Here is a 23,154-nt window from a genome sequence, read left to right as displayed (position 1 = left end):
ATACCTAAGACTATTTATTTTGACGCAAATAGACCATTTCTGTTGTTCTGTTCGTGATATTTTTCATCGGATTGAAAAAAGTACTATGAAATTCATAGTGCCCTGACCATTTTCGATTTTTGACCCGTATGCAATGTCGATGCACTCGACAGCCCGCGAAATTCTGCCTGCATAAATTCGCACATGCACGGTTTCTTTCTTGGTACGGATCTGCGGGGACGCCAGTCAGAGTGGACTGTGGGAGGGAATCACCGATTGCAGGCGTTTGAAGGTCAGGACAGTGGGCGGACCTTCAAACCACCCTGAGAAACCCGTTTGCCTTCAGGTGCACATGGACGATGCTGCCTTGCTTCCTGAAAAGGGAGACGTGGTTGGCACGTGATTCTCTGCAAGGCCAGGGGGGAGTGGTCACCTGGATGCTTGATTGTGAAATGGTCCTGCCAGGATCTGGTGGCTGACAGGACCATTTCTCCTCTTCAGACAGTGTGGGTGTAGTGGTCAGTTCAGCGGATGCTTCAGGGGACCTTTCTGCCTGAGGTTTGCAGAGGATTCCTGCTCAAAGATGCAGGGTGTGTTTCCAGGCATTGGTCATGGCGATCTGTTGTTTTGAAGCCTGTGTGTTCAGTGGGATTCTCTTCTGGCCTGGTGCACCTGTCCGTCAAACGGGTTTATTTTTTGTCAGCAGAATCAAATTTTGTTTGATTTTCAGGCGTAAAAATAAACCCATGAAGCACCTGATGGCCCTGAGTGACCAGAGGACCTGCCGGTCGCCGCAGACCAACTGCACCTGCTGGGCATCACCAGTGCCCTGATCCACCTCGTGAAACTGGGCTGCATCAGCCAGCTGCCCTGTGAGGTCTGCCTGAGGACAGGCAACAGTGTCACACTGCGCGATCTTCTTTGCAGCGTGCAGGTCCCAGGAGCACCTGAACTGTCCTTGTGGCTTCTCTCCCCTCGAGCACCACGGCCTGACCCATCACTTCCCACCCCAGATGGCACCTTGATGCCCATGGGCACATCCCCCTGTGGCCAGACTCCACTGAAGCGTTGAACAGCCACTTCACGGCCCTCAAAGGGCAACTGGTGGTCAGGTCGCTGACGCGCCCACCATGACTCGAGGGGAAATTGAACACCACCCGGGTTGGCCCAGCACCCCGCTGTGGGGTCACTGCTGGGGCTCGTAGATCGGCAGCACCTGAAGGTTGCCGGCCTCCTGATTCAGCTCGAACTGCATGTCGGTGCCCGGGGGCAGCAGGCTGAGTTCACGGGTTTCCCCGGGCAGGTACACGGTGGTGTCCAGCACCGACTTCCCGGGCAACTGGCACAGGCTGCGGGCTTGCAGACCCTCCGCCCGGTTGTTGAGGACCTTTCCGCCCGGGTGGAGGTCTTTGAAGGTGGAAAACGAGCTGTCCTTGCTGGAAACCGTGACACTGGTGGTGGTCAGCCCCAGGACCCATGAGCCTTGCAGCATTCCCAGGTACCGGTAGGTGGTGCAGGACCCGGTGAGGCCACTGGCGGTGCGCTGGGCACTGACGATGTGGATCACTTCCTGTCCGGGGACACCCACCATGGACCAGGTGATGTAGGTGGCACTTTTGAGGTTGCTGCCCTGCTGGGAGACCGTCAAATCCAGTCCGGGAACCAGTGCCCAGTCTGAAGCATGTGCGGTGGTCAGCAGGGCCCCGAGGGTGACCAGGATTTTCTGGATCCTTTCGTGGAGACCCCTCCAGCATACCCTTTGCTCCCACCTCAGCCAGTTTGCTCTGGCCTGACTGGAGCCGGGCGAGGGTCTTGCACCTGACCTGTGAGGTGACCGAAAGCTTCGGGAGGGTCATTCCTCAGCCGCCCCAAAAACGAAAAACAAATGTGTGTTGAATGTCCGCCAATGGCCATATGTGATGGCACAGGGCACTGACAACATGCCCGGGACCATTGTGGCCGCTTCTTGGGCTTCTCAGCGCAAATCAGTCCGGCTTTCTTTGTTTTTCTGTGACAATCAACCGCACCGTAGAATACCTACCAATGCAAAATCCGGGAAGCAGGTAGTCCGCTGTGATGATCACGCACCCCTCAGGGCATGAAGTGGTGTGGCAAGCAATTCACCCAGGGTAAAAACCTGATCTGTCAGCCCCATCGCCATTGCTGGCGTTCTCTTCAGGTACTTCTGACGCCCCACCCTCTCGGGTAATTCCACCTTCAAACTGCGGCAGGTTTTTACCCAGTTGTAATCTAGTCGGACCAATTCCGCCAGTCCCACACGGGTGATTTGCTTGTGGGCAAAAGCCAGTCCTTTGCGGTGCATATGTGGGGTGTGTTGCCTGGCGGTGCCATTCTGGCGCTCCACAGCGGAAGTGTTGGGGGTGTTGTACCCCAGTCTCTCCAGCTCTAGTTTGATCCGACCCGTGGTGCCGTGCGTGTGGCGGATGTCCACGGTCTTGAGCCTCCTGCCTTCCCGCACCTTAATCAGCTGGACATGGGCCAGCATGCGGGGAATGCGGTACTTCACTTTGGGAGGTCGACCTTTCCCACCCTGCTTCTTGGTCCTGTATGGCACACCAAAAATCTCCGGGAACAGGGTGGCATAGCCGTGCCCCCCATCGGTCAGAAAAGCTAGATTTTGAGGATCGACCAGACGATTTCGAGCGTCCTGCAGCAGGCAGCGAACCAAAGGCTCATCTCTCACGCCCAGCCGCAGGGAGACCAGAAATTTGCTGTAAGGGTCGATCACCGTGGCTTCCCAGAGTTGCTGGCTCTTATTGCCGTAGAAGCCGTACCTTTCATCTGCCTGCAGGGCCGTGGTTTTCAGCCCCACCGCTTTGTGGTCATGCAGGTTCCTGGCGTGTTGACCGGTGACAAAGATGATTCGCTCTACGGTGTCGTGGTGGACCTTGCAGAGTCTGACCGTAGCAGAGATGGAGTTACCCTCACACAAGGTTTCTGCCACCTTGATGAATGTGTCTGGATCGATTTTGCTGTTCCACAGAGGGGTACCTTTGCGCTCACTGAACTCGCTACCACAGGTTTTGCATCTGAGGAGACGCAACTGGTGCTTGCCGTAGGTTTTGCGGAGGGTCAGGTTGTCTCGTCCAGGCTGGAGGTGGTCTTGGCACTGAGGGTTTGGACACGCTAAACTGCTGAGGGGCAGCTGTTTTTTTTGGTTCTCACAAGTCGAATTTTACTGCTGCCCTGCTTTTTGCCTGCCCCCTGCGGGATCATCGCAGCGGACGACCCAATCCTGTGAAGTTGTCCGAAAGAGGTTTGCAATTGCTCTCTGTGTTCAAACCGGCATTGCAATCCACACCGGATCAGGCTCACCCCACTCCAGAAAGACCTCTCCACCTCCATTCTCTTTTCAGGCGTCCTGCCCTTCCCCAGTTCAGCCTGAGCCTGCGAAACCAGCTTGCACGATTTCCGCAAAAGGACTTTGTCGAATGGAGGAAAGGGCAGACACAACAACAGATGAAACAGATGCTTGGAGAAGGCCTGCTTTCAATGATCAACCAAGCCCTCCAAAAATCGACCCTGGATGGCTCTGCCATGCTCATTGATGTTCTTTATGTGGACCTGATGGATCTGGGCCACAGGTGCATTCAACAAAACAGACGTCCAGGGGGTTTCAAACCCACAAACGTCACAGACCAGGAGTGGATGTTCTGGGTGCGGTACCGTTCCCTGGTGGTGGGCATGGAACGAGAACAGCACCTCGCAGTGTTCCTGATGCAGGAAATGTACTTCAACCGTCAGCGTCTGGGGGACATGGCCCTGAACCTTCTCAGAAAAAACATTCAGGACGTGATTGCCCATCCAGACTGGAAAATCTACCAGACAGGAGAACAATTGCTGCAGCAGGTGCTGGCACAGCACTCCCACAAAGGTGCCGGCTACAGGAAAATCATTCCCAAATTGAGAACCTTGCTGCAGCACAACTTGCAACTACCTCTGGTGCATGCCCTTGAAGCAGAAATTCGAAAGAGCATCCGAAACGGTTCACAGTCCCTTTCCATGCACCGTGTCTCAGAGGTGACCCTTGAATTGTACCGAACCCACATCTCCTCCTGAGCGTGATTCTCTGTCGCCACATCCCTGTAAGATCAGAACGGTAAGATAAACTGCAATGACCAGAGAACAGAGCCACCAGTCGATCACCCGGGGATTTTTGATGCAAGAAACTTTGAGTGTGGTGCGTTTTTTGCATGAAGGCAAAAGCTGGGAAGCCATCCAGAAGGCCGTGATGGAAGACGACCTGTTTGAGCAGTCCAACCGAACCACCCGCAACAATTCGCTCAGGGAGATCAGAAGGCGACTGAAAAACATCCCGGAGGCCTGGTGGGAAGAAATGCTTGATGCTTCGCTGGACAACAAGAAAATCATGAATTACCTGATCGTTTTGCGGGACAATCGTCTGATCCGTGAATTCATGCTGGAGGTGGTGAGGGAAAAAATGCTGACCTTGCAACAGGGGGTCACCCGTCAGGATGTGAGGGGCTTCATGGAACGCAAACGTCTGGAGTCCGAAGAGGTGCGGGGCTGGACCGAAAGCACGATTGTTCGGACCTCCCGCAACTTGCTGATGATGGCGGTGAGTGCCGGTGTGCTGGAGAAATCTGGCGATGAACACCGCATCACCCCTCCATACATCAGTGAAAACATCAGGAACCTGCTGCTGAAGCATCACATGAAACCGCTGTTGCTGGCTGTGCTGGACCGGGGGGAGGCATGACCCAGATCAAAAACCAGATCAGAGAGCGTCTGGAGAAACTGCCTGAAGTCCTCAGCGACCCTCAACTCCTGTCTGGAAAAGGCATTGGCAATGAAATTGGATTTTACATCTTCGATTATGACCCCGAAGACGAACCCACCGTGCAGCGCCACCTGAAGAGAGAGCTCCTGAAGAAACTGGATTTTCCTGTTCTGGAAATCCATCTGTACCAGCTGGTGATGGAGTACCTGCAAAACAATGAGCTTCTCGAAGCCTGTTTTGAACTGGAACAGACCGAGGGCACCCACGCCCTAGAAGAAGCCCTGAAAGACGCCCTGCAGATCGATGGACTGGCCGAACTGCTCCATTCCAGAGTGGAAAGCCACCACCAGATGGTGTTCATCACCGGGGTGGGGGCAGCGTGGCCCATGCTGCGCAGTCACACCGTGCTGAACAACCTGCACGACAAACTGGACCGCCTGCCTGTGATCATGTTCTTTCCTGGCACCTACACCGGGCAGGAACTGCAACTGTTCTCCACCTTCAAAGACGACAACTACTACCGGGCTTTCCGTCTGCTGCCTCGTGGAAGTTCACAGTAGACAGTTCACAGTAGACAGTTCACAACGGGCAGCACCTGACAGCACCAGAACAGTGGACTTCACAAAATGACCCTGGAAAAAGCAACAAGGAGACCCCAGAACATGACCCTGACGATCGAAGAGCTGTTCACCCGCAACATCAACCGCAACATCAATGGTGTGATCAAGGTCGGTCAAAAAGACCAGGAGAACGTCCATCAGGAACTCGATGAGTACGTGATCACGAGTGAGCTCAGTGGTTACTTTCACAAGTTCTTTGACTTCTATGCTGGCTCTTTTTCCCAGCCCACCGACAAGATCGGCATCTGGATCAGTGGTTTCTTTGGGAGCGGAAAATCCCACTTTCTGAAGATTCTTTCCTACCTGCTGGAAAACAAAGAGGTGGACCGCAAAAAAGCAGCAGACTTCTTTGATCTGGACAAGGTCAAAGACCCCATGCTGAAAGCGAACATTGACCGGGTGGCGCAGGCTGCCGGGCAGACGGACGTGCTTTTGTTCAACATCGATTCCAAATCGAGTGCCAGCAGCAAAACCGACAAGGAAGCCATCGTGAAGGTGCTGCAGAAAGTCCTGGACGACCACCTGGGTTACTTTGGCGCGAATCCCGGACTGGCACAGTTTGAACGGCAACTGGATCTGGATGGCAATTACCAGACCTTCAAATCCCATTACCAGCAGGTGGCCTCAAAAAGCTGGGAAGAAGACCGTCACGCCTTCAAGCTGCGTCCCGCCCAGTTCAGAAAAGCCCTCTCCCTGACGTTGCAGATCAGTGAAGAGGAAGCGAAGCAGGCCATTGACGGCATCAACACCACGTACTTCATCAGCATTGACACCTTTGCCAAAAACCTGAACGCCTACCTGAACCGCAAAGGCAAACAGAACCGCATCATTTTCATGATCGACGAGGTGGGCCAGTACATCGGGGACAACACCGACCTGATGCTGAACCTCCAGACTGTGGCCGAGGACCTCGGGGTATACTGCCATGGCCGGGCCTGGGTGATGGTCACCAGCCAGGAGGCCATTGACTCGATCACCAAACAGAGTGCCATGGCCGGACGGGACTTCAGCAAAATCCAGGGACGCTTCCGGCACCGGGTGAACCTCAGTTCCAGCAACTCTGACGAGGTGATCAAGCTGCGTCTGCTGGGCAAGACCCCAGAGGCAGAAGCGGCCCTGAAGGCCCTGTACGCAGACAAATCTGCCATTCTGAAAAACCAGATCTGGTTCAGCGACGGCACAGCAGACATGCCCACCTACACAGGTGAGACGGCTTTTGTGAGTGCCTATCCCTTTGTGCCGTACCAGTTCAAACTGCTGCAGCACTCCTTCACCCAGATCCGCACGATGGGTTCCAGCGGAAAACACCTTGCCAGTGGTGAACGCAGCATGCTGGATGCTTTTCAGGCCGCAGCGCAGCAGGTGGGCAACCAACCCCTGGGTGTGCTGGCTCCCTTTCACACTTTCTATGCTGCTGTGGAAGGTTTTCTGGACCACAACATCAAACAGGTCATTGAAGGGGCCAAACAGAACAGCAAACTGAAAAGCCTTGATGTGGACCTCTTAAAGACCCTTTTCCTGATCAAATACGTCAAGGAGATCAAGGGAACGCTCGAGAACCTGACCACCCTGAGCCTGTCCCACATCGATCAGGTGAGACTCGACCTGAAAAAACAGGTGGAAGCAGCCTTGCTGAGGCTGGAAAAAGAAACCCTGATTTCCCGCAACGGCGAGGAGTACAGCTTCCTCACCAACGAAGAGCAGGATGTCGGGCGTGAGATCAAGCAGGTGGATGTGACCAGCGGGGAAATCACCCAGGAACTGCAAAGCATCCTCTGGGATTCCCTCTTCATCCAGAAGCAGATCAAAATTGACAACCGCCCGGGATATCCCTTCACCCGCAAAGTGGATGGACTGAACCATGGCCAGGTGGCAGGGGATTTCAGCCTGCATGTGATCACCCCGGAATACCCACAGACCCACTTGCAAACGGATGCCGCAGCCATGTTGCACACCGGAAATGGCAGTGAAGTGCTGGTGCGTCTGCCAGAACAGGCCGACTACATCGAAGAAATCCGGGAGTGGTTGAAGACCAACAAGTACATCAAGCAGAAAAACACCTCTGCGCTCAGCCCTTCCATGCAAACCATCATCAACCAGCGGGCAGAGGCCAACAACCGCCGCAAGGCCCGCATTGAAACCCAGTTCAAAAACGCCCTGCAGGAAGCGGCTGTGTTCGCCTCTGGAAACAAAGTGCCCGTGGGTTCCAGCGATCCCAGAGAAATCCTGATGGCAGGCCTCAGAAGCCTGATCGAGAACACTTACACCAAGTACGGTTACGTGCAAAGCCACTACCAGAATGACAGCCAGTTGCAGACGGCCCTGAATCCACAGACCCAGCAGGATTTACAGGGTGAGGTGGCGAATGAACAGGCCCGCAAGGATCTGCTCAACTTCCTCAATCAGGAGCACAACAAAGGGGTCAAGACCACGGTGAAAACCGTGCTGGAACGCTTCAAGGTGCGTCCTTACGGCTGGAGTGAACTGGACGTGCTCGGGGTGATGCTGGAACTGTGGTGCGACAACAAGATTGAACTGCTGCACCAGATGCAGCCTGTGCAGATGCTGCCCGCCCAGAACAAGCAGCTGATCACCAACCTTCAACTGAGCAAAAAACAGGATGAATATGTGGTGCGGCCCTCTGAAGTCACCAACCCCTCCCACATCAAGGTGGCCCGTGAACTGGCCAAGGAAATCTCCGATTTCCCCAACCCTTCCATTGATGCCGGGATCCTCAGAACCCAGTTCCTGACGGTCCTGGGCCAGTTGCAGAAATCGCTGGAGACCTTCAAAACCACGGCAACCACTGGCAACTATCCTTTCCAGGAAGACATTGTTTGCCTTCTTGAGCGGGTGCGTGAGCTGCTCGACACCCCCAACCAGGCCCAGTTCTATTCCACCATCGCAGGGATGGAAGAAGACCTGCTGGATGATCTGGACGTGCTGCACAAGATCCAGACCTTCTTCAAGCCAGCCCAGCAGGGACTTTTTGACGCCACACGCAAGCACCTCTCAGAGATTGGCACCGACGAGCAATACATTCAGGACGAAGCACTGAAAAATCGGGTGCAAACCGCGAGAAAAGTCCTCTCTCTGAAAGACCCCACACCAGAGATCCCCAAACTGTCTGGCCTGCTCAGCCCGGTGCTCAACCACCTGAAAGAGGTGCTGGAAGAGGAACGCAAAGCTGCCCTGAAAACCTGCGACAACGAATCCAGAGGGGCCATCAACCTGATGGATGAACTCGCCAGTCACCGGGTGGACCCCTCCCCTCACACCAAACCGATGCTGGATCTGCGGGACCGCATCGAGAAAGCCCAGAGCATCACCGCCCTGAGGGCACAGCTCAGTGAAATCAAACCCACCAGTTACAAGGTCACCGACGCCCTGACGGAGCAGATCAACCTTGCCATGAGCAAAGGCACTGGAGGGAGCGGAGACTCTGTGGTGGTCGCAGCGAAACCCATCAAGACCCTCAAAGCCAACACCTACATCAAAAAGGCCATCATCGAAACCCCTGAAGATGTGGAGGATTACCTGGAAGGTCTGAGGAAGGCGATGCTGAAGGAACTGGCGGCGCAGAATCGGGTGCGGATTGAGTGACCTTGCGGTGCAGAAGGCAGAAGGCAGAAGGCAGAAGGCAGAAGGCAGAAGGCAGAAGGCAGAAGGCAGAAGGCAGAAGGCATGGTGTCTCGCACAATGAAAACTGTCAAGGGCATCTGTAGGGGCGAGGCATGCCTCGCCCTCCCAAAAACCAGAGGAAAAAATGAACAGAACAAAAATCAAAAATTTCGCGACCCTGGCCCGCAAGGAACTTCACGAGCAGACCGAGACCAGGCTTGCTGCGTTTGGCATCACCCGCAAAGGGATTGAAACGGCCAAAGACATCACCGGGGGTCTGGTGATGGGTGGGAAGACCGTCAACCTGAGTTCGCAGGAGAAAGCCCAGTACCAGGACCTGATCAGGCATGTGGCCCAGCATGGGTTTGAGGCCACCGTGACCGAGATTGCCTACACGTGGTTCAACCGCCTGTCTGCCCTGAGGTACATGGAAGTGAACGGCCTGATGGACCATGTGCTGTCCAGCAGCACTTCAGGGGCTTACCCGGATTTGCTGGAGCATGCCGACACCCTGATTGCTTCTGGTGAATTTGATGGCATCTCCGTGCAGGATCTGGAAGAGTGGCGCGGTCTGAATTTGCCCAACACCGAGGAGTTCATTTACCGGAGGCTGCTGGGGGCCAAAATCAGGCAACTGGCAAAAGGCCTCCCGAGCATTTTTGATTCCGGGGAGAAACCGCACCTTGAGCTGTTCATGCCGCCGAACCTGCTGCACACGGACAGCCTGCTGCGCAAACTGGTGGCTGACATTCCAGAGGAAGACTGGCGGGACATCGAGGTCATCGGGTGGCTCTACCAGTTCTACATTTCCGATAAAAAAGATCAGGTGATCGGGGCGAAAAGCAAGGTCAAGGCAGAGGACATCCCTGCGGCCACCCAGCTTTTCACCCCCCACTGGATTGTGCGTTACATGGTGGAAAACAGCCTGGGGAGGCTCTGGCTGGAGCACCACCCCGACAGCCAGCTCAGGACCGTGATGCCTTACTTTCTGGAAAACCCAGAGCAGGACCCCACCTCGCTGACGCTTTCCTCCCCTGAAAGGGGAGGCACGACAGGGTCCCCCCTCGGGGGGGACAGTGCAAGCGGAGTGGGCACAGGGGGGCTGACCCCGCAAGAGCTCAAAGTGCTGGACCCGGCCTGCGGAAGTGGGCACATTCTGGTGTACGCCTTTGACCTGCTGTTCGAGATTTACCGGGAGCAGGGCTACCCCGAGCGGGACATCCCGAAAATGATTCTGGAGCACAACCTGTACGGGCTGGACATTGATGAGCGGGCCGCGCAGCTTGCCAGTTTTGCCCTGGTGATGAAAGCCGCCCAGAAGAACCGCCGGATCTTGCGGAACCCCCCAGAGATGAACGTCTTGCAGGTGAAACCCACCCGCTTCTCTCCCCTGTTTGGGGCGCAGGCACCTGCACGGCCTGCGGTTCAGGGAAGTTTGTATGGGACGCCAGAGAAGGACAGCCAGAGCCTGTTCAGTGGGGCGATCAACCCGAAAGACTGGCAAGGCCTGCTGTACGCCTTCAAGGATGCCGACAACCTCGGGAGCCTGATCACCCCTCCAGAAGACGTGAATTACACCCTCTTGCATGAGCAGGTGCAGCGTCTGGAGCAGGAAGGAGGACTGGGGTCTGAGATGCTCCCGGAACTCAAACACTACCTCAAACAGGCTGACATATTAAGGTCCAAGTATCATGCTGTGGTGGCAAACCCTCCGTATATGGGAAATGGAAATTTTAACATGATTCTAAAAGATTATATTGATGCGAATTTCCCAAGTGCAAAAACCGACTTATATGCACCCTTTATAATGAAAACTATTAACATGCTTTTTCACAACGGCATTGGGGCAAATATAAATCAACAAAGTTGGATGTTTCTCTCTAGTTTTGAAGAATTACGGAACGAGATTTTAAACACAGTTCATATTTCGTCTCTAGTTCATTTAGGCTATGGCGCATTTGCAGAGTTAAACTCCAAGGTGATGCAAGCGGTTGCATTTACCTTCAGAAAAAAGAGACAACGCGCGAAGGGAGTATTCATTAAGGTAAACCATTATCCAAATCATAGAGATAAAGAAGCCCAATTTTACATTCTTGAAAATAGGCATTATTCAGATTCAGATAGATTCAAAGAAATTACTGGGTCTCCAATTGCTTATTGGATGAGCGAGACTGTATTTCAAATTTACAGAGATAGTAAATCTTTATCTAGCATCGCATTGCCGAGAAAAGGGAATACTACCACAAACAATGATCGTTTTCTTAGATATTGGTACGAACCTATTAACACAAGAATAGGAGGCCATGGAACGACATTTTATGCTCAAGATAAAAAATGGTATTTCTATAACAAAGGTGGGGGCTATCGCAGGTGGTATGGAATGGTAGATTTTGTGTGCAATTGGCAATCAAATGGTAGTGAAATAAAAAATATCCCTCATTCGGTTGTAGCAAATGAACAATATTTCTTCAAAATCGGCTGGACATGGTCAACAGTAACATCGGGATCTTTTGGTATTAGAAAATTTGCAGAGGGATTTCTTTTTGATAATGGTGGGTGCTGTCTATTTTTGCCGGAAAGCATCAGTAGATTAAACATTATTTCCTCACTAATGAACTCTAAGGTTTTCCAAAGTATATTTGAACAACTTAATCCTACTTTAAATTTCCAATCTGGCGAGGTGGCTAAGTTTCCTATTTTGCTCTCAAGTATCGAAAAATATGTTAATACTGATTCTATCTCCTTGATGATTAATATATCAAAAACCGATTGGGACAACTTCGAAACCTCCTGGGACTTCCAGACCCACCCCCTCCTGCGCTCCAGCCACCCCAGAATCAAAGACGCCTTTTCAGAGTGGGAAAAGCTGTCCAGCGATGCCTTTTATGAACTGAAGCGTCTGGAAGAGGAAAACAATCGTTACTGGATCGACGCTTACGGCCTGCAAGACGAACTCACGCCGGAGGTGCCAGAGGAGCAGATCACCATTCGCAAGGCGGATCTGGGGCGGGACGTGAAAAGCCTCTTGTCTTACGCGGTGGGGTGCATGATGGGCCGTTACAGCCTGGACACGCCCGGTCTGGTTCACGCAGGGCAGCCTTTTGACCCCGGCAGGCACCAGAAATTCCCGGCAGATGCAGACGCCATTTTGCCCGTCACCACAGAAGCGTACTTTCAGGACGATCTGGTGACCCGTTTTCAGGAATTTTTAAAGGTGGCTTACGGTCCTGACCACCTCTCTGAGAACCTGGAATTTATTGCAGACGCTCTGGGCCGCAAGGGGAACGAGAGTGCCCTGCAGACCATCAGGCGGTACTTCGTGACCGAGTTTGCCTCGGACCACATCCAGACCTACAAGAAACGCCCGATCTACTGGCTGTTCACCAGCGGGAAACGCCGGGCTTTCAATGCCTTCGTGTACCTGCACCGCTACACCCCGGACACCCTGGCAAGGCTCAGGACCGATTACGTGCTGGAACTGCAAACCCGCCTGGATGCCCAGCTGTCCCTGGCAGAAGCAGAAGCGGCCAGCAGCTCAGGGGCCCAGAAACGGAACGCAGAAACCCGCATCAAGAATTTGAAGCTGGACATCGAAGAGGTGCGGGCCTACCAGCTCAAAGTCCAGCAACTCGCAGACCAGCGCATTGCTCTGGACCTGGACGATGGGGTGGCCTACAACTACACCCGCTTCAAGGGCATCGTGTACGAGGGGAACGACCTCAAGATGGCAGACCTGGAGAAAAAAGCCCAGTGGAAACTGGACCTGCTGAAGGAACAGGGGCTGGGGTAAGGGAGCTGGAATATCTCTATCTTTAGTAGGGGCGAGGCATGCCTCGCCCTATACCGCGCCTGAGCACTGGGGAATGCTTTTGCAGGGGCGCAGCGTGCTGCACCTTCTAGACGCCATCTTGAGGGAGGTTATAGGTGCACATGCTTACCATTGATATTCCTTCGAAGGAATATTATAGTGAAGGTCAGGAGGTCCGGTCTTGACCACCTGGGTGTGGGAATTGTATCGCGATGCGAATGGAGACATTCCTCAGGAACTTCAAGAACATTTCTACCAATTGCTGAAGGAAAAACCTCAGGGAATAAAACCATCTCTTTCTGATAAACAGGCCAACATACTACGAACAGACATCAAGTTCTTGTGCGATTTTCATCCAGCATCTCTCTCGCACAAGATGATAGATTATTTTAAAGAGGATGGATTTTTTGAACTCAAATTTATTCATGATAATTTATGCTACAGGTATACTTTTACCATGAAAGACCCACAGACCTTTGTTTTTTTAGATGTTTTCGAGAAACGCTACAATGGAGCCACCAAAGATCGAGATAAAGCTCGAACCATTAAACGTCTGGGTGAACTAAGATCAAAAATCAAAGCAGAAAAAGCCGCACAAAAAGCAGTTCCCAAATCACAACCCAAATCTCAGCAAGGAAAAACCCCGCGCAAGAAAGGAAGATCATGAGCAACTATCAGGGTGATCTGATTCTCGATCAACACATCAGCGAAGATCCAGAAGTTATACTGGAAGGACGCCTTGAACATCTCAAGCTTTACTTGAGTTTTGCCATGCAATCTCTCCGCAAAAATCTCCAGAAGAACCAAGCTGAGATGGCAAAGATTTTGGGTGTAAAACAGTCTGCCATCTCAAAACTGGAAAATCCCTACAAACAGCACGATTTTGAAACAGTTATGCGCTATCTCCATGCGCTTGATGCAGAGCTTGTGGTGGGTATCAAGTCTAAGGACAGTTTTCAGCAGGTTTCTGATGATATTGATACTGTGATCGTAGATGTACCTGCCCATATTAGAGAGAAGGCAAAAGCACAAGATCAGGACATCAGAGAGTTTGTACACCATGGATGGCAAGAATACATTTGGACAGAGGAAAATCTGGAATACGAATCAGAATTCAAGACCATTCGGCTCGAAATCAGTGATTTCTATTGGGATGATCCTCTGAACACCAGTGATTCTGAAGCAACTTGGGCAATCTAAAATGACACAGAAAAGCAAAAAATCAGACCAAAAACTCTACAGTGAGTTCATTCGCACTCTGGAGTTGAAACACATTCGTCTTACCAGTTGCAAGGTGGAGAGTCATGTTTCAAGACCACAACCCAGAAAACTGCAGGTGGAATTGGATTTTGGTTCTGCGTTGGTCTCAGAACCCAGTGAAGGGCAGTTTGAAATCCAAACCCGGATGACTGTCAAATTTACGGAAAAGGAAAGCCAGAAAGAACATGCTGTTCTGGAAAGCAGCTTCGTGCTCACGTACACTGCGGAAGGCGAAATCACCCCAGAAATTCTGGATGTTTTCATTCAGCAAAACGTTCCAGTGAACGCTTGGCCTTACCATCGTGAATTCGTACAAAGCACCATGCAGCGCATGGAGTGGCCTTCGTTTGTATTGCCTCCTTTCAAAACTTCTGCTGCCCCAACAAAAAAAACCAGAAACAACAGACAAAAAACGGACCAATAAAATTAGCAAAGCTCATGAATCGGTTGTAGAGGCAAGGCATGCCTCGCCCTTTACCTCGCCTGAGCACTGGGGAATGCTTTTATAGGGGCGCAACGTACTACACCCTTTGCTGGGTATTATTGAGAAAAAGAACGTATTCCAAGAACCCTCAAGAACGTACCAGAGAGGACTTCAATGAAAAAAACTGCACCTGAAATCATCGAACACTTTCTGACTTTGCCCTATAAAATTGAACTCTACCCGGAACAGGACGGAGGATTCACTGCTCTCCATCCTGAACTTTCTGGGTGCATGACGCAGGGTGAGACTGCGGAGGAAGCTTTACGGATGCTGCAAGAAGCAAAAGAACTCTGGCTGGAAACGGCTCTGGAGCTGGGTTTGCAAATTCCAGAACCTGACCAAACACTTCAAACCACCAGAAAACAGGGATAATACACCCATGATCGAACGCCTGCACCTGCATAATTTCACAGCCTTTGAAGACTTGGAGCTGACCTTCAGCCCTGGGGTCAATGTTTTGATCGGAGGGAATGGGACGGGGAAAACCCATGTTCTGAAGGCGATCTATGGTCTTATTCGAGGACCAAGCAGAAGTGGATGGGGTGCTGATGGGATTCCAGACTCAGTCCTTAAAGTCTTTCTTCCACTCGACAACGATTTATCAAGACTTCAACGCACCCAGGACAATTCCACAATTGTAGAAACCACAATCTCTGGGTATGGTCAGCTGGATTTCCGTTTACCCCTTCCAGATGGATCAGCAAAACTGCGCTTCCCAAATGCAGCCCAAAAAATCACAGGTAAAAATGTTCTTTTCATGCCTGCAAAAGACCTCATTGGTCATGCCAAGGGTCTACGTTCAATTTTGAAGCTTTATCAAACTGCATTTGACCAGACTTATACAGATATTTTAGACATCGCTTTTTTACCAAGTTTGCAGGAAGAGAACCAATTGTTTCAGCCCATTCTGGAAAAATTAAAGCACTATATGGGTGGCGGTGTTCCCAAGGTAGAAGAAGATCAATATTTCTTGAATCACAACGGCAAGGAAATAGAGTTCAATCTGGTCGCTGAAGGCTGGAGAAAAATCGCTGTATTTTGGTATATCTTGCGAAATTATCCGCATCTCGTATCCGGTGATGTCATCCTCTGGGACGAACCGGAGGCCAACCTGAACCCTTCCACCCTTAAAGGTCTCGCAGAGTGCCTGTCTGACCTCTCCAAACTTGGTCTTCAAATCATTGTTGCCACGCACAGTTATGTGCTCCTGAAGGAATTGGAAATTCACGAGGCAAAAGATTTAAAGTTCATTTCCCTGTACACAACGGAGCAGCAAGGGGTCAAAGCTTCAGTCGCCACAAGCTATGAAGGCATTGAACACAACCTGATTGAGAAAGAGTTTGAACGCATTTACAGGCTTGACCTGGGTTCCTGGCTGGAGCGTGACAATGACGGTCATCAGGGAAGGTGATCTGGTTTTTGATTTTGGGAGCATCACAGCCCATCTGTTTGATGATTCCAAAGAAGAAGCCAAAACTCACGGAGTGCCTGAAATGTCCAGAGTGGACATCATTGCCGAATTTCCTGATCATCTGTTGCTCATTGAGGTCAAAGATCTTGATGACAGGACCATTTTGGAGGCCAGACGAGAGGAAATAGAGCGCAGTCAACTCAAAAAATACACAGAAAGAAACGATCTGGCGAACAAGTACAAAGAAAGTTACCTCTACTTGAGTCTGATGGACCGATACACGACTCTAAAAAAACGCTATGTCGTTCTGATTGCAAAAGAACAAATAGACAGTGCTTTGCTAAGGCAGGCCAGAGACAGGGTGATAAATCAGACCTTCATGGCCGGACCTTTTGGTCGTGGCTGGTCTGTCTCCACCTACCTGAATGATGCAGCAGTATTTGATCTTAAAACATGGCGAGAATTCTATCCCGGAATCACCATCACCAGAGTTCCCTGAATCCATCGAGGAGAAAAAGTGACCATCCCATCCAACCTCTCCACCCTTTTCACCGATGACCGCCGCTGGAAGCACGATGGCCGCCGGGTGATCTTCTGGTACGACCCCTCTAAAGAGTTCCAGCAGGAATTTGACGCTCTGGATTTGCCAAAAGTTCGCAAGTGGCAGGTGAAGGACAACTTCTTCACCACCAAGAATGAACTGTTTGCCCATGCAGACGAGGATTTTCTGCTGTATTTGCCTTTCCCTGAGCCTGCCGCCAGAGAAAACTGGTTGCTGGATGTGCAGAAGTCTGGTCTGACCTTCAGTGCAGACCGGGCAGGTTTGCTTTTCACAGCGTTGGGACTGCACGACAAGAACTTGCAGGATGTGCTGCGCAGGCAGGTGCGCTTTTTTGACAGCAAGACCCGCAAGGAGCGCCTGCTGGCCCTGAACATTGAGCCTTCCATCAATGAACAGAACCTGCTGCTTTCCATGATGTGTGTGCTCACGGACCTGAAGGTGCGAGATGAACAGCTCCTGATTCGCAAGGTGCTCTCTGCTGGCCTCAGTGAAGACAGCAATGAGCTCTGGAGCAGGCTGCAGAAGCATGGTCTGGAAGAAGCCTTCTGGGAACAGGTGAGACTCACGCTGGGTTACCAGAACAAAACCGTGAGCCTGCGTCGCCTGATGGTTTCCCTGCTGGCGACCCACCTGCAAAACGGCTGGACCACCGCACCTGCAGAAATCAGTTTCTTTGGGATTCAGCCTGCACACCGTGCAGTGGTCTTCATGGACCAGTGGAAGCAGCACAACCAGGACTCTGCCCTGTGGCAGACCTTCAGTGACCAGCTTTCAGAAGATCTGGATGTGAAAAAGTACCTGAAAGGGGTTGATCCTCGCAATTACCAGCAGGCGGACACCTTCCGGGCTCTGGATTTGCAGATCCTGCAGGAAGCAGCTCTGGGTCTCACTGGAACAGCACCGGATTTCCGCAAGTGGAGTGAACTCCTCACGGGGCGCAGCAGCAGCATCTGGTTTGAGGATTACCGGGCCGCTTACCTGGCTTTGCTGGCTGCTGTGGATTTTTTTCAGTCCCTTCATGGGCTGCCCAAAACCTACCCAGACCAACCCGAGGTGCTCTTCCAGCAATACACCGAAAAATACCACCGGGTGGACCGGGCGTATCGCACGTTCGTGGAGCATTTTCAGCAGGCAGAACTTGAGGAACTCAAGCCCCTCTCTGCAGCCATTGAAAACTTCTATACCAACCGTTTCCTGGCAGAACTGGGGAGCCGCTGGAGTGATGTTTTTGGTGCGGATGTCTCCAAAAAGCTGGGGTTCAAGATGCAACAGTGGAGTTTTTTCAAATCCCATGTGGAGCCTCTGCTTTCAGACCGGGTGTTCGTGCTGATTTCGGATGCCCTGCGTTATGAGATTGCCACGGAACTTTCCGAGGAAATTTCCCGTGAATTGCGCGGCACGGTGAACCTGCAGGCCGCCCTGAGCACCCTTCCCAGCAAGACCCACTGGGGGATGGCGGCACTGCTGCCAGGAGAAACCCTGAGTGTGGACGAGAAAGGGAGTGTGCTGAGGGATGGCAAATCCACCGAAGGGCTCGATGCACGCATCAAGGTGCTGCAGGCTTCTGGTGTGGAAGCCACCGCCTTCAAACTGCCAGAACTCCTGAACACCCCCACCGAAGAAATGCGAAACCGCATCAAGCCTTACCGCCTGATTTACGTGTACCACGACGTGATTGATGCCACTGGGGACCATGCCAGTTCTGAAAGTGGCACCTTTAAGGCAGCCAGGGAAGCCATCGGAGATCTGCTCAAGGCCATCAAACGCCTGGTGAACAGCCTCAATGCCCAGAAGGTGCTGGTCACCGCAGACCATGGTTTCCAGTACCAGCGCCGTCCCATCGAGGCTTCAGACAAGCTGCAGCTCCCCAAAGTGCCGGGAGTCTTCGAAACGGACCGCAGGTATGTGTTGTCCAGCACACCGCTGCAACTGGAAAGTGGCAATGTGGAGGTGGACCTGAATGCCTACCAGAAAGTGACTGGAGTCCAGTATTACAGCCCAAGAGGGCACCTGCGTTACAGCATCTCCGGGTCAGGGGTGCAGTATGTGCACGGGGGCATGAGCCTGCAGGAGATGGTTGTTCCCATTCTTTCTTACCAGCACCAGCGGGCCACCAAAGGGGACGGTGGGGTCAGCCGCAAGGTGAAGGCCCTGATCACCAGCACCGACCGCACCGTGCGCAACAACACCTTCACGGTGATGGTGGTGCAAGAAGAACCCGTGACCGACAAAATCAGGCCCAGACGTGTGAGAATCGGTCTTTACGAGAAAGAAGGCAGGGTGGCCGTCACCAACGAAGTGCTGCTTGATCTTGCCAGTGAATCCACGTATGCCACCGAGCGGGAATTTCCGGTGAAACTGATCATCGGTTCACGCAAAACCAGCAGCAACACCCTTTACCTGCTCGAGGTGCGGGACGCTGAAGATGATACGGTGGTGACCAGCGAAGAGTGGCGGGTCAACATCCTCTTCTCGAATGATTTTGATGCCTTCTGATTCCCGGTGAGGAGCACTCCATGAACCACGACCTGAACCACAAACTCAACTACGCTTTCCCCGGCAAAGTGGTGCGCAAGGACCTCACCCAGTCCATCAAGGAAGGGGCCAACGTTCCGGTGTACGTGCTGGAATACCTGCTGGGGATGTACTGTGCCACCAACGATGATCTGGCCATCCAGGAAGGGGTGGGCCGGGTCAAGAAAATCCTCTCGGACAATTACGTGCGTCCCGACGAGGCCGAGAAGGTCAAAAGCAAAATCCGGGAGCTGGGCCGTTACACCATCATTGACCGGGTGACCGTCAAGCTCAACGAGAAAGCCGACATCTACCAGGCGGAACTGATGAGCCTGGGGGTGTCAGGCATTCAGGTGGACCCGGATTATGTGCTCAAGTACGAGAAGCTGCTGGCCGGGGGCATCTGGTGCATCCTGCGCATCACCTATGAGGCGGGTTCTCTCCCCAGTCCTTTTGTGCTGGAAGAACTCAAACCCATCCAGATGCCAGCCATCGACATGCAGGAACTCTTTGAGGGTCGACGGTTTTTTGACCGGGCAGAGTGGATGGATGTGCTGCTCAGAAGCGTGGGTCTGGAGCCCACTGCATTTGAGGAAAACGCCAAGTGGCACCTGATCGCCCGCATGATTCCCCTGATCGAGAACAACTACAACTCCTGCGAACTCGGTCCCCGTTCTACAGGCAAGAGCCACCTGTACAAGGAGGTCAGCCCCAATGCCGTGCTGATTTCCGGGGGTCAGACCACCGTGGCGAACCTCTTTTACAACCTCTCCCAGAGGCAGGTGGGGCTGGTGGGACTCTGGGATGTGGTGGCGTTTGATGAGGTGGCCGGAATCAACTTCAAGGACAAAGACGCCATCCAGATCATGAAAGACTACATGAATTCGGGCTCTTTTGCCCGTGGCAAGGTGGAAATCACCGGTTCTGCTTCGATGGTCTTTGTGGGGAACATCGACCAGAGTGTGGAGGTGCTGCAGAAAACCAGCCACCTGCTCTCCCCTTTCCCCAGCGTCATGATCGATGCGGCTTTCTTTGACCGCTTCCATGCCTACATCCCTGGCTGGGAAATCCCCAAGTTCTACCCCCAGAGCTTTACAAAGCAGTACGGCATGATCGTGGATTACCTGGCCGAGTGGTTCCGGGAGATGCGCAAACGCACCTTTGCCGACAGCATCGAAAAGCACTTCAAGCTGGGCAACAACCTCAACCAGAGGGACACAGTTGCAGTCAGAAAAACCGTTTCCGGGTTGCTGAAACTGCTGTTCCCGGATGGCAGTTACACCAGAGAAGACGTCAGGGACTGCCTGGTGTATGCCCTGAAAGTGCGCAGGCGCATCAAGGAACAACTCAAGAAAATCGGTGGGATGGAGTTTTACGCTGTGCACTTCAGCTACATCGATCAGGACACCCTGGAAGAGCACTTTGTCTCGATTCCCGAGATGGGCGGGACCAGCCTGATTCCCGATGGTCCTTCTGCTCCAGGGCACGCTTTTTCGGTGCAGCTCGGAGATGGGGGCTTGCAGGGGGTCTACCGCATTGAACTGCAGACAGCACAGGGGAATGGAAAACTGGTCAAGACTGGACTGGCCAACCATGCCAGCCTCAGTGATGCTGCAAGGGTGGCTTTCACCTATTTCAAGGCCAACAGCAACCGCATCAGCGGAACCATCTTTCCAGAAGGCAGTGATTACCTGCTGCACCTCTCAGACCTGCAAGGCACCGGGGCTGCCAGGGCACTGGCGTTGCCGCTTTTCATCAGCCTTTGCAGTGCAGCCCTGGGACGCAGCATCCAGAGCCAGATGGTGGTTCTGGGAGACATGACGGTGGGGGGAACCATCACCAGGGTGGAAAATTTTGCCACCACCCTGCAGGTGGCTTTTGACGCTGGAGCCAAACGCATCCTGATCCCGATGTCCAGTGCTGTGGACATTGCCAGTGTCCCACCAGAGCTTTTTGCCAAATTTCAGGTGTCTTTTTACAGCGATCCGGTGGACGCGGTGTTCAAGGCACTTGGTGTGCAGTGAGAAGCAAAAAAGCACGGCCCGGGCCGTGCTTTTGTTGTTGTGGTGCTGAGGTTCAGCAGCCGTCTCCCTTGCCATCATAAATGGCCAGAAATGGACCTGTGTAACCGGCTTTTGTGGCGTCCAGAATGCCCAGACGGTGCTTGACCCCTTTGTAGCTGAACGTCTTCTCGGCATTCACCACCAGCGCACCTTCAATTTTCCACTTGCCCACCGACACCCAGCCGTACTTCTTTGCCGCCGCGTCAATTTTCTGGGTGAGTTCTTTGACCTTGAAACCACTGGTGTCCGCAATGTAACTGCCCACCTCGGGCCTCCAGCCCAGCTCAAGGCCGATCGACCCAAGCCACTTTCGGGCTGCAGGCATGTCACAGGCAGCCTGGGCACACTGAAAGCAAAAAAGAGAAACCAGCAACACAACAGTTCTCAGCATGTTGATCTCCTTGTTTACTGCACACAGATGGCGTAGGTGAGCCAGGCTGCAAGTTCGATGTCTGCGAGGTAGGCTTTCAAAAGCTCTGGGCTGGGTGCCTTTTCACACCAGAAGATGCGCCGCACCACCATGTCTCCGTCCGGATCGAGCTGGGCCGAAAGGTTGCGTCCCTGGTTGAGGAGGTGTTCCAGGTGTTGCAGGTGCCCCTCCAGAAGTTTCTCGGTCTTGTGGGGGACCTTTGGCGCTTCGGTGTAAGCCCGGAAATACAGGCATCCCCAGTCGTGTTCGTCTTTGCTCCAGCGCAAATGAACATGCAGGCCCACCTCGTCCAGATTCGGAAAGGCCCCATGCAACTCCTCGGGCGGGAGGTACAGGGTGGACAGTTCATTGATGCGCGTCATGCTCCAGTTCTCTGAGCCTGGGAGCAGGCTTTGCAGGTGTCCGGCGGTCATCCACTCGGTGCCATCCTCTTCAGGACGTTGCTGCCAGGGCTGCAGTGGGGTGGTTTCTTTGCGCACCTGGCTGAAATACACCTGGATCTTCTGGTCCATGGCTTCCAGCAGACGCAAAAAATATCCCTTCGAAGAAATGCCTTCCAGGATTTTGCTGTCCAGGAACAGGGTTGCGGAACCGGCGTTCCAGATCAGGGGTGGAATCTTGGCATGGTTGACCCAGGCTGAGTTGAGAAAAGACAGATCCAGTCCTGCATCTGCACGGGTTTGCACACTGCGCATGAACATGTCTGTGCAGGCGTGCTCGGTGAGGATCTGCCAGTGCTCTTCCCTGAGGGGCCGCTCCGGGTAAGCCAGCAGCAACTGGCCCAGACCGTCTTCCCTCGCTTCAGCACGCAAAAGGTGATGCGTGCCCTGATGCTCGACTTCCAGGAAGTCCCCCAAGTTCTTGAAGGGGATTTGCCAGGTTTGCAGCAGGTGAATCAGGTCGAACTGGTCGAGGAGGGGCATGGGGGCAGACGATGTCAAACGGTGCTGGCTGGGATTCATCTCTCACCTCAAAAGCATTGTTTCATCTGCCTGCGACAGGGAATGACGTGGATCTTTTTTGAGCAGAGCCCAGAAACAGGCAACACAACCTCTGGTCCTTCTGAACAAACGTTATTGAATAAGGCATTTCCCCATTGACAAGATGGGTTTCCCAGATATCAGACACGCTTGATCCTCAGAAATTCGCATTGTTGATTCCTCTGCGCGACAGGATTTGACGCACTGATTTTGACATCACATGTATGATTTTTGTAACTGTAAACCAATTTGGAGAATGATTTTTACAGCAGTGTAGTGGAGTTCGGTATAATGCAAACACCCATGACCACATCAAACCTGCAACATGTGACGTCCCGTTCAGAGACCGTCCGAAAAGGCTATCAGGCAGCATTCTTTAACGCTTCATGATCTGAATGCTGTGCCAGACGGCGAATCAGTAAGCGGATGTTGACCAGATAGATCCAGGCTTCGGTGGTTTCCGGCAAATATTCGTAATCTACCCGCAGACGACGGTGGCTGAGCACCCAGGCATTGGTCCGCTCCACCACCCAGCGCTTTTTCAGCACCACAAAGCCTTTCTTGCCACTTTTCCATTGGGCAATGGCAGCCTGGTAGGTCTCAGCAGTGATGTCTTGACCTTCGATGAAAGCGTACCGACTGCCCGAGGAAGGGTGCTTG

17 protein-coding genes and 1 pseudogene are annotated in these 23,154 nt (G+C 52.8%); 13 read left to right on the top strand and 5 right to left on the bottom strand.

Annotation, left to right across the window (positions count from 1 at the left end):
* Positions 1 to 1,165: 1,165 nt before the first annotated feature.
* Positions 1,166 to 1,627 carry a hypothetical protein gene (locus IEY52_RS23315; RefSeq protein ID WP_189007850.1) on the bottom strand — a complete coding sequence of 154 codons (462 nt, stop codon included), beginning with the start codon at positions 1,625 to 1,627 and terminating at the stop codon, positions 1,166 to 1,168.
* Between the two features lie 432 nt (positions 1,628 to 2,059).
* The gene (locus IEY52_RS23310; RefSeq protein ID WP_229684934.1) at positions 2,060 to 2,932 is read right to left on the bottom strand and encodes an IS1 transposase; all 873 of its coding nucleotides are present in this window, start codon (positions 2,930 to 2,932) and stop codon (positions 2,060 to 2,062) included.
* A 605-nt stretch (positions 2,933 to 3,537) separates the two neighbouring features.
* Between IEY52_RS23310 and IEY52_RS23305 the strand changes: the two genes are divergently transcribed.
* The 13 genes from IEY52_RS23305 (at position 3,538) to brxL (ending at position 21,045) form a co-directional block, all read left to right on the top strand.
* The gene (locus IEY52_RS23305; RefSeq protein ID WP_189007848.1) at positions 3,538 to 4,059 is read left to right on the top strand and encodes a hypothetical protein; all 522 of its coding nucleotides are present in this window, start codon (positions 3,538 to 3,540) and stop codon (positions 4,057 to 4,059) included.
* 55 nt (positions 4,060 to 4,114) lie between these two features.
* Positions 4,115 to 4,720 (top strand): DUF1819 family protein, encoded by a 606-nt coding sequence (locus IEY52_RS23300; RefSeq protein ID WP_189007845.1) that lies wholly within the window; start codon positions 4,115 to 4,117, stop codon positions 4,718 to 4,720.
* Positions 4,717 to 5,301 carry a DUF1788 domain-containing protein gene (locus IEY52_RS23295; protein ID WP_189007842.1) on the top strand — a complete coding sequence of 195 codons (585 nt, stop codon included), beginning with the start codon at positions 4,717 to 4,719 and terminating at the stop codon, positions 5,299 to 5,301. The genes IEY52_RS23300 and IEY52_RS23295 overlap by 4 nt, the downstream gene beginning before the upstream one ends.
* A gap of 102 nt (positions 5,302 to 5,403) precedes the next feature.
* A complete protein-coding gene (gene brxC / locus IEY52_RS23290; protein ID WP_189007839.1) occupies positions 5,404 to 8,964 on the top strand; it encodes a BREX system P-loop protein BrxC in 3,561 nt (1,186 codons plus the stop codon).
* Positions 8,965 to 9,127: 163 nt separating this feature from the next.
* A complete protein-coding gene (pglX, locus tag IEY52_RS23285; RefSeq protein ID WP_189007836.1) occupies positions 9,128 to 12,772 on the top strand; it encodes a BREX-1 system adenine-specific DNA-methyltransferase PglX in 3,645 nt (1,214 codons plus the stop codon).
* A 199-nt stretch (positions 12,773 to 12,971) separates the two neighbouring features.
* Entirely contained in the window at positions 12,972 to 13,457 is a 486-nt protein-coding gene (locus IEY52_RS23280; protein WP_189007832.1) for a type II toxin-antitoxin system RelE/ParE family toxin, read from the top strand.
* Positions 13,454 to 13,990, top strand: coding sequence for a helix-turn-helix domain-containing protein (locus IEY52_RS23275; RefSeq protein WP_189007829.1), 537 nt, complete (start codon positions 13,454 to 13,456; stop codon positions 13,988 to 13,990). The genes IEY52_RS23280 and IEY52_RS23275 overlap by 4 nt, the downstream gene beginning before the upstream one ends.
* Position 13,991: 1 nt before the next feature.
* Positions 13,992 to 14,474, top strand: coding sequence for a protein-export chaperone SecB (locus IEY52_RS23270; RefSeq protein ID WP_189007826.1), 483 nt, complete (start codon positions 13,992 to 13,994; stop codon positions 14,472 to 14,474).
* A 174-nt stretch (positions 14,475 to 14,648) separates the two neighbouring features.
* Positions 14,649 to 14,906, top strand: a complete 258-nt coding sequence (locus IEY52_RS23265) for a type II toxin-antitoxin system HicB family antitoxin (RefSeq protein WP_189007823.1) — start codon at positions 14,649 to 14,651, stop codon at positions 14,904 to 14,906.
* 7 nt (positions 14,907 to 14,913) lie between these two features.
* Positions 14,914 to 15,945 carry an AAA family ATPase gene (locus IEY52_RS23260; protein ID WP_189007821.1) on the top strand — a complete coding sequence of 344 codons (1,032 nt, stop codon included), beginning with the start codon at positions 14,914 to 14,916 and terminating at the stop codon, positions 15,943 to 15,945.
* On the top strand, positions 15,923 to 16,444 hold the full coding sequence (locus IEY52_RS23255) for a hypothetical protein (protein WP_189007819.1): 522 nt from the start codon (positions 15,923 to 15,925) through the stop codon (positions 16,442 to 16,444). Before IEY52_RS23260 ends, IEY52_RS23255 begins: the two co-directional genes overlap by 23 nt.
* Before the next feature lie 18 nt (positions 16,445 to 16,462).
* Positions 16,463 to 19,003, top strand: coding sequence for a BREX-1 system phosphatase PglZ type A (pglZ, locus tag IEY52_RS23250; protein ID WP_189007817.1), 2,541 nt, complete (start codon positions 16,463 to 16,465; stop codon positions 19,001 to 19,003).
* A 20-nt stretch (positions 19,004 to 19,023) separates the two neighbouring features.
* Complete coding sequence (gene brxL, locus IEY52_RS23245) at positions 19,024 to 21,045, top strand: protease Lon-related BREX system protein BrxL (RefSeq protein ID WP_189007815.1); 2,022 nt, start codon at positions 19,024 to 19,026, stop codon at positions 21,043 to 21,045.
* A gap of 52 nt (positions 21,046 to 21,097) precedes the next feature.
* Here brxL and IEY52_RS23240 read toward each other — a convergent pair whose 3' ends face one another.
* From IEY52_RS23240 to IEY52_RS23230, 3 genes and pseudogenes are all read right to left on the bottom strand, one after another.
* Entirely contained in the window at positions 21,098 to 21,475 is a 378-nt protein-coding gene (locus tag IEY52_RS23240; protein ID WP_189007813.1) for a hypothetical protein, read from the bottom strand.
* A gap of 14 nt (positions 21,476 to 21,489) precedes the next feature.
* On the bottom strand, positions 21,490 to 22,437 hold the full coding sequence (locus IEY52_RS23235) for a hypothetical protein (protein ID WP_189007811.1): 948 nt from the start codon (positions 22,435 to 22,437) through the stop codon (positions 21,490 to 21,492).
* Between the two features lie 419 nt (positions 22,438 to 22,856).
* Positions 22,857 to 23,154: pseudogene (locus tag IEY52_RS23230) on the bottom strand (hypothetical protein); the annotation flags it as partial.

Source organism: Deinococcus roseus (assembly GCF_014646895.1).
In the GTDB taxonomy this organism is placed as follows: Bacteria; Deinococcota; Deinococci; order Deinococcales; family Deinococcaceae; genus Deinococcus_C; species Deinococcus_C roseus.
Note: the sequence above shows the minus strand (reverse complement) of the source record. Positions and strands in the feature narration are given on the sequence as shown.

Coding starts and splice junctions, on each gene's coding strand:
- IEY52_RS23270 (WP_189007826.1), top strand. CDS start 13,992: ATGACACAGAAAAGCAAAAAATCAGACCAAAAACTCTACAGTGAGTTC.
- IEY52_RS23235 (WP_189007811.1), bottom strand. CDS start 22,437: ATGCCCCTCCTCGACCAGTTCGACCTGATTCACCTGCTGCAAACCTGG.
- IEY52_RS23255 (WP_189007819.1), top strand. CDS start 15,923: ATGACGGTCATCAGGGAAGGTGATCTGGTTTTTGATTTTGGGAGCATC.
- IEY52_RS23240 (WP_189007813.1), bottom strand. CDS start 21,475: ATGCTGAGAACTGTTGTGTTGCTGGTTTCTCTTTTTTGCTTTCAGTGT.
- brxL (WP_189007815.1), top strand. CDS start 19,024: ATGAACCACGACCTGAACCACAAACTCAACTACGCTTTCCCCGGCAAA.
- IEY52_RS23260 (WP_189007821.1), top strand. CDS start 14,914: ATGATCGAACGCCTGCACCTGCATAATTTCACAGCCTTTGAAGACTTG.
- brxC (WP_189007839.1), top strand. CDS start 5,404: ATGACCCTGACGATCGAAGAGCTGTTCACCCGCAACATCAACCGCAAC.
- IEY52_RS23305 (WP_189007848.1), top strand. CDS start 3,538: ATGCTCATTGATGTTCTTTATGTGGACCTGATGGATCTGGGCCACAGG.
- pglX (WP_189007836.1), top strand. CDS start 9,128: ATGAACAGAACAAAAATCAAAAATTTCGCGACCCTGGCCCGCAAGGAA.
- IEY52_RS23275 (WP_189007829.1), top strand. CDS start 13,454: ATGAGCAACTATCAGGGTGATCTGATTCTCGATCAACACATCAGCGAA.
- IEY52_RS23300 (WP_189007845.1), top strand. CDS start 4,115: ATGACCAGAGAACAGAGCCACCAGTCGATCACCCGGGGATTTTTGATG.
- IEY52_RS23265 (WP_189007823.1), top strand. CDS start 14,649: ATGAAAAAAACTGCACCTGAAATCATCGAACACTTTCTGACTTTGCCC.
- IEY52_RS23295 (WP_189007842.1), top strand. CDS start 4,717: ATGACCCAGATCAAAAACCAGATCAGAGAGCGTCTGGAGAAACTGCCT.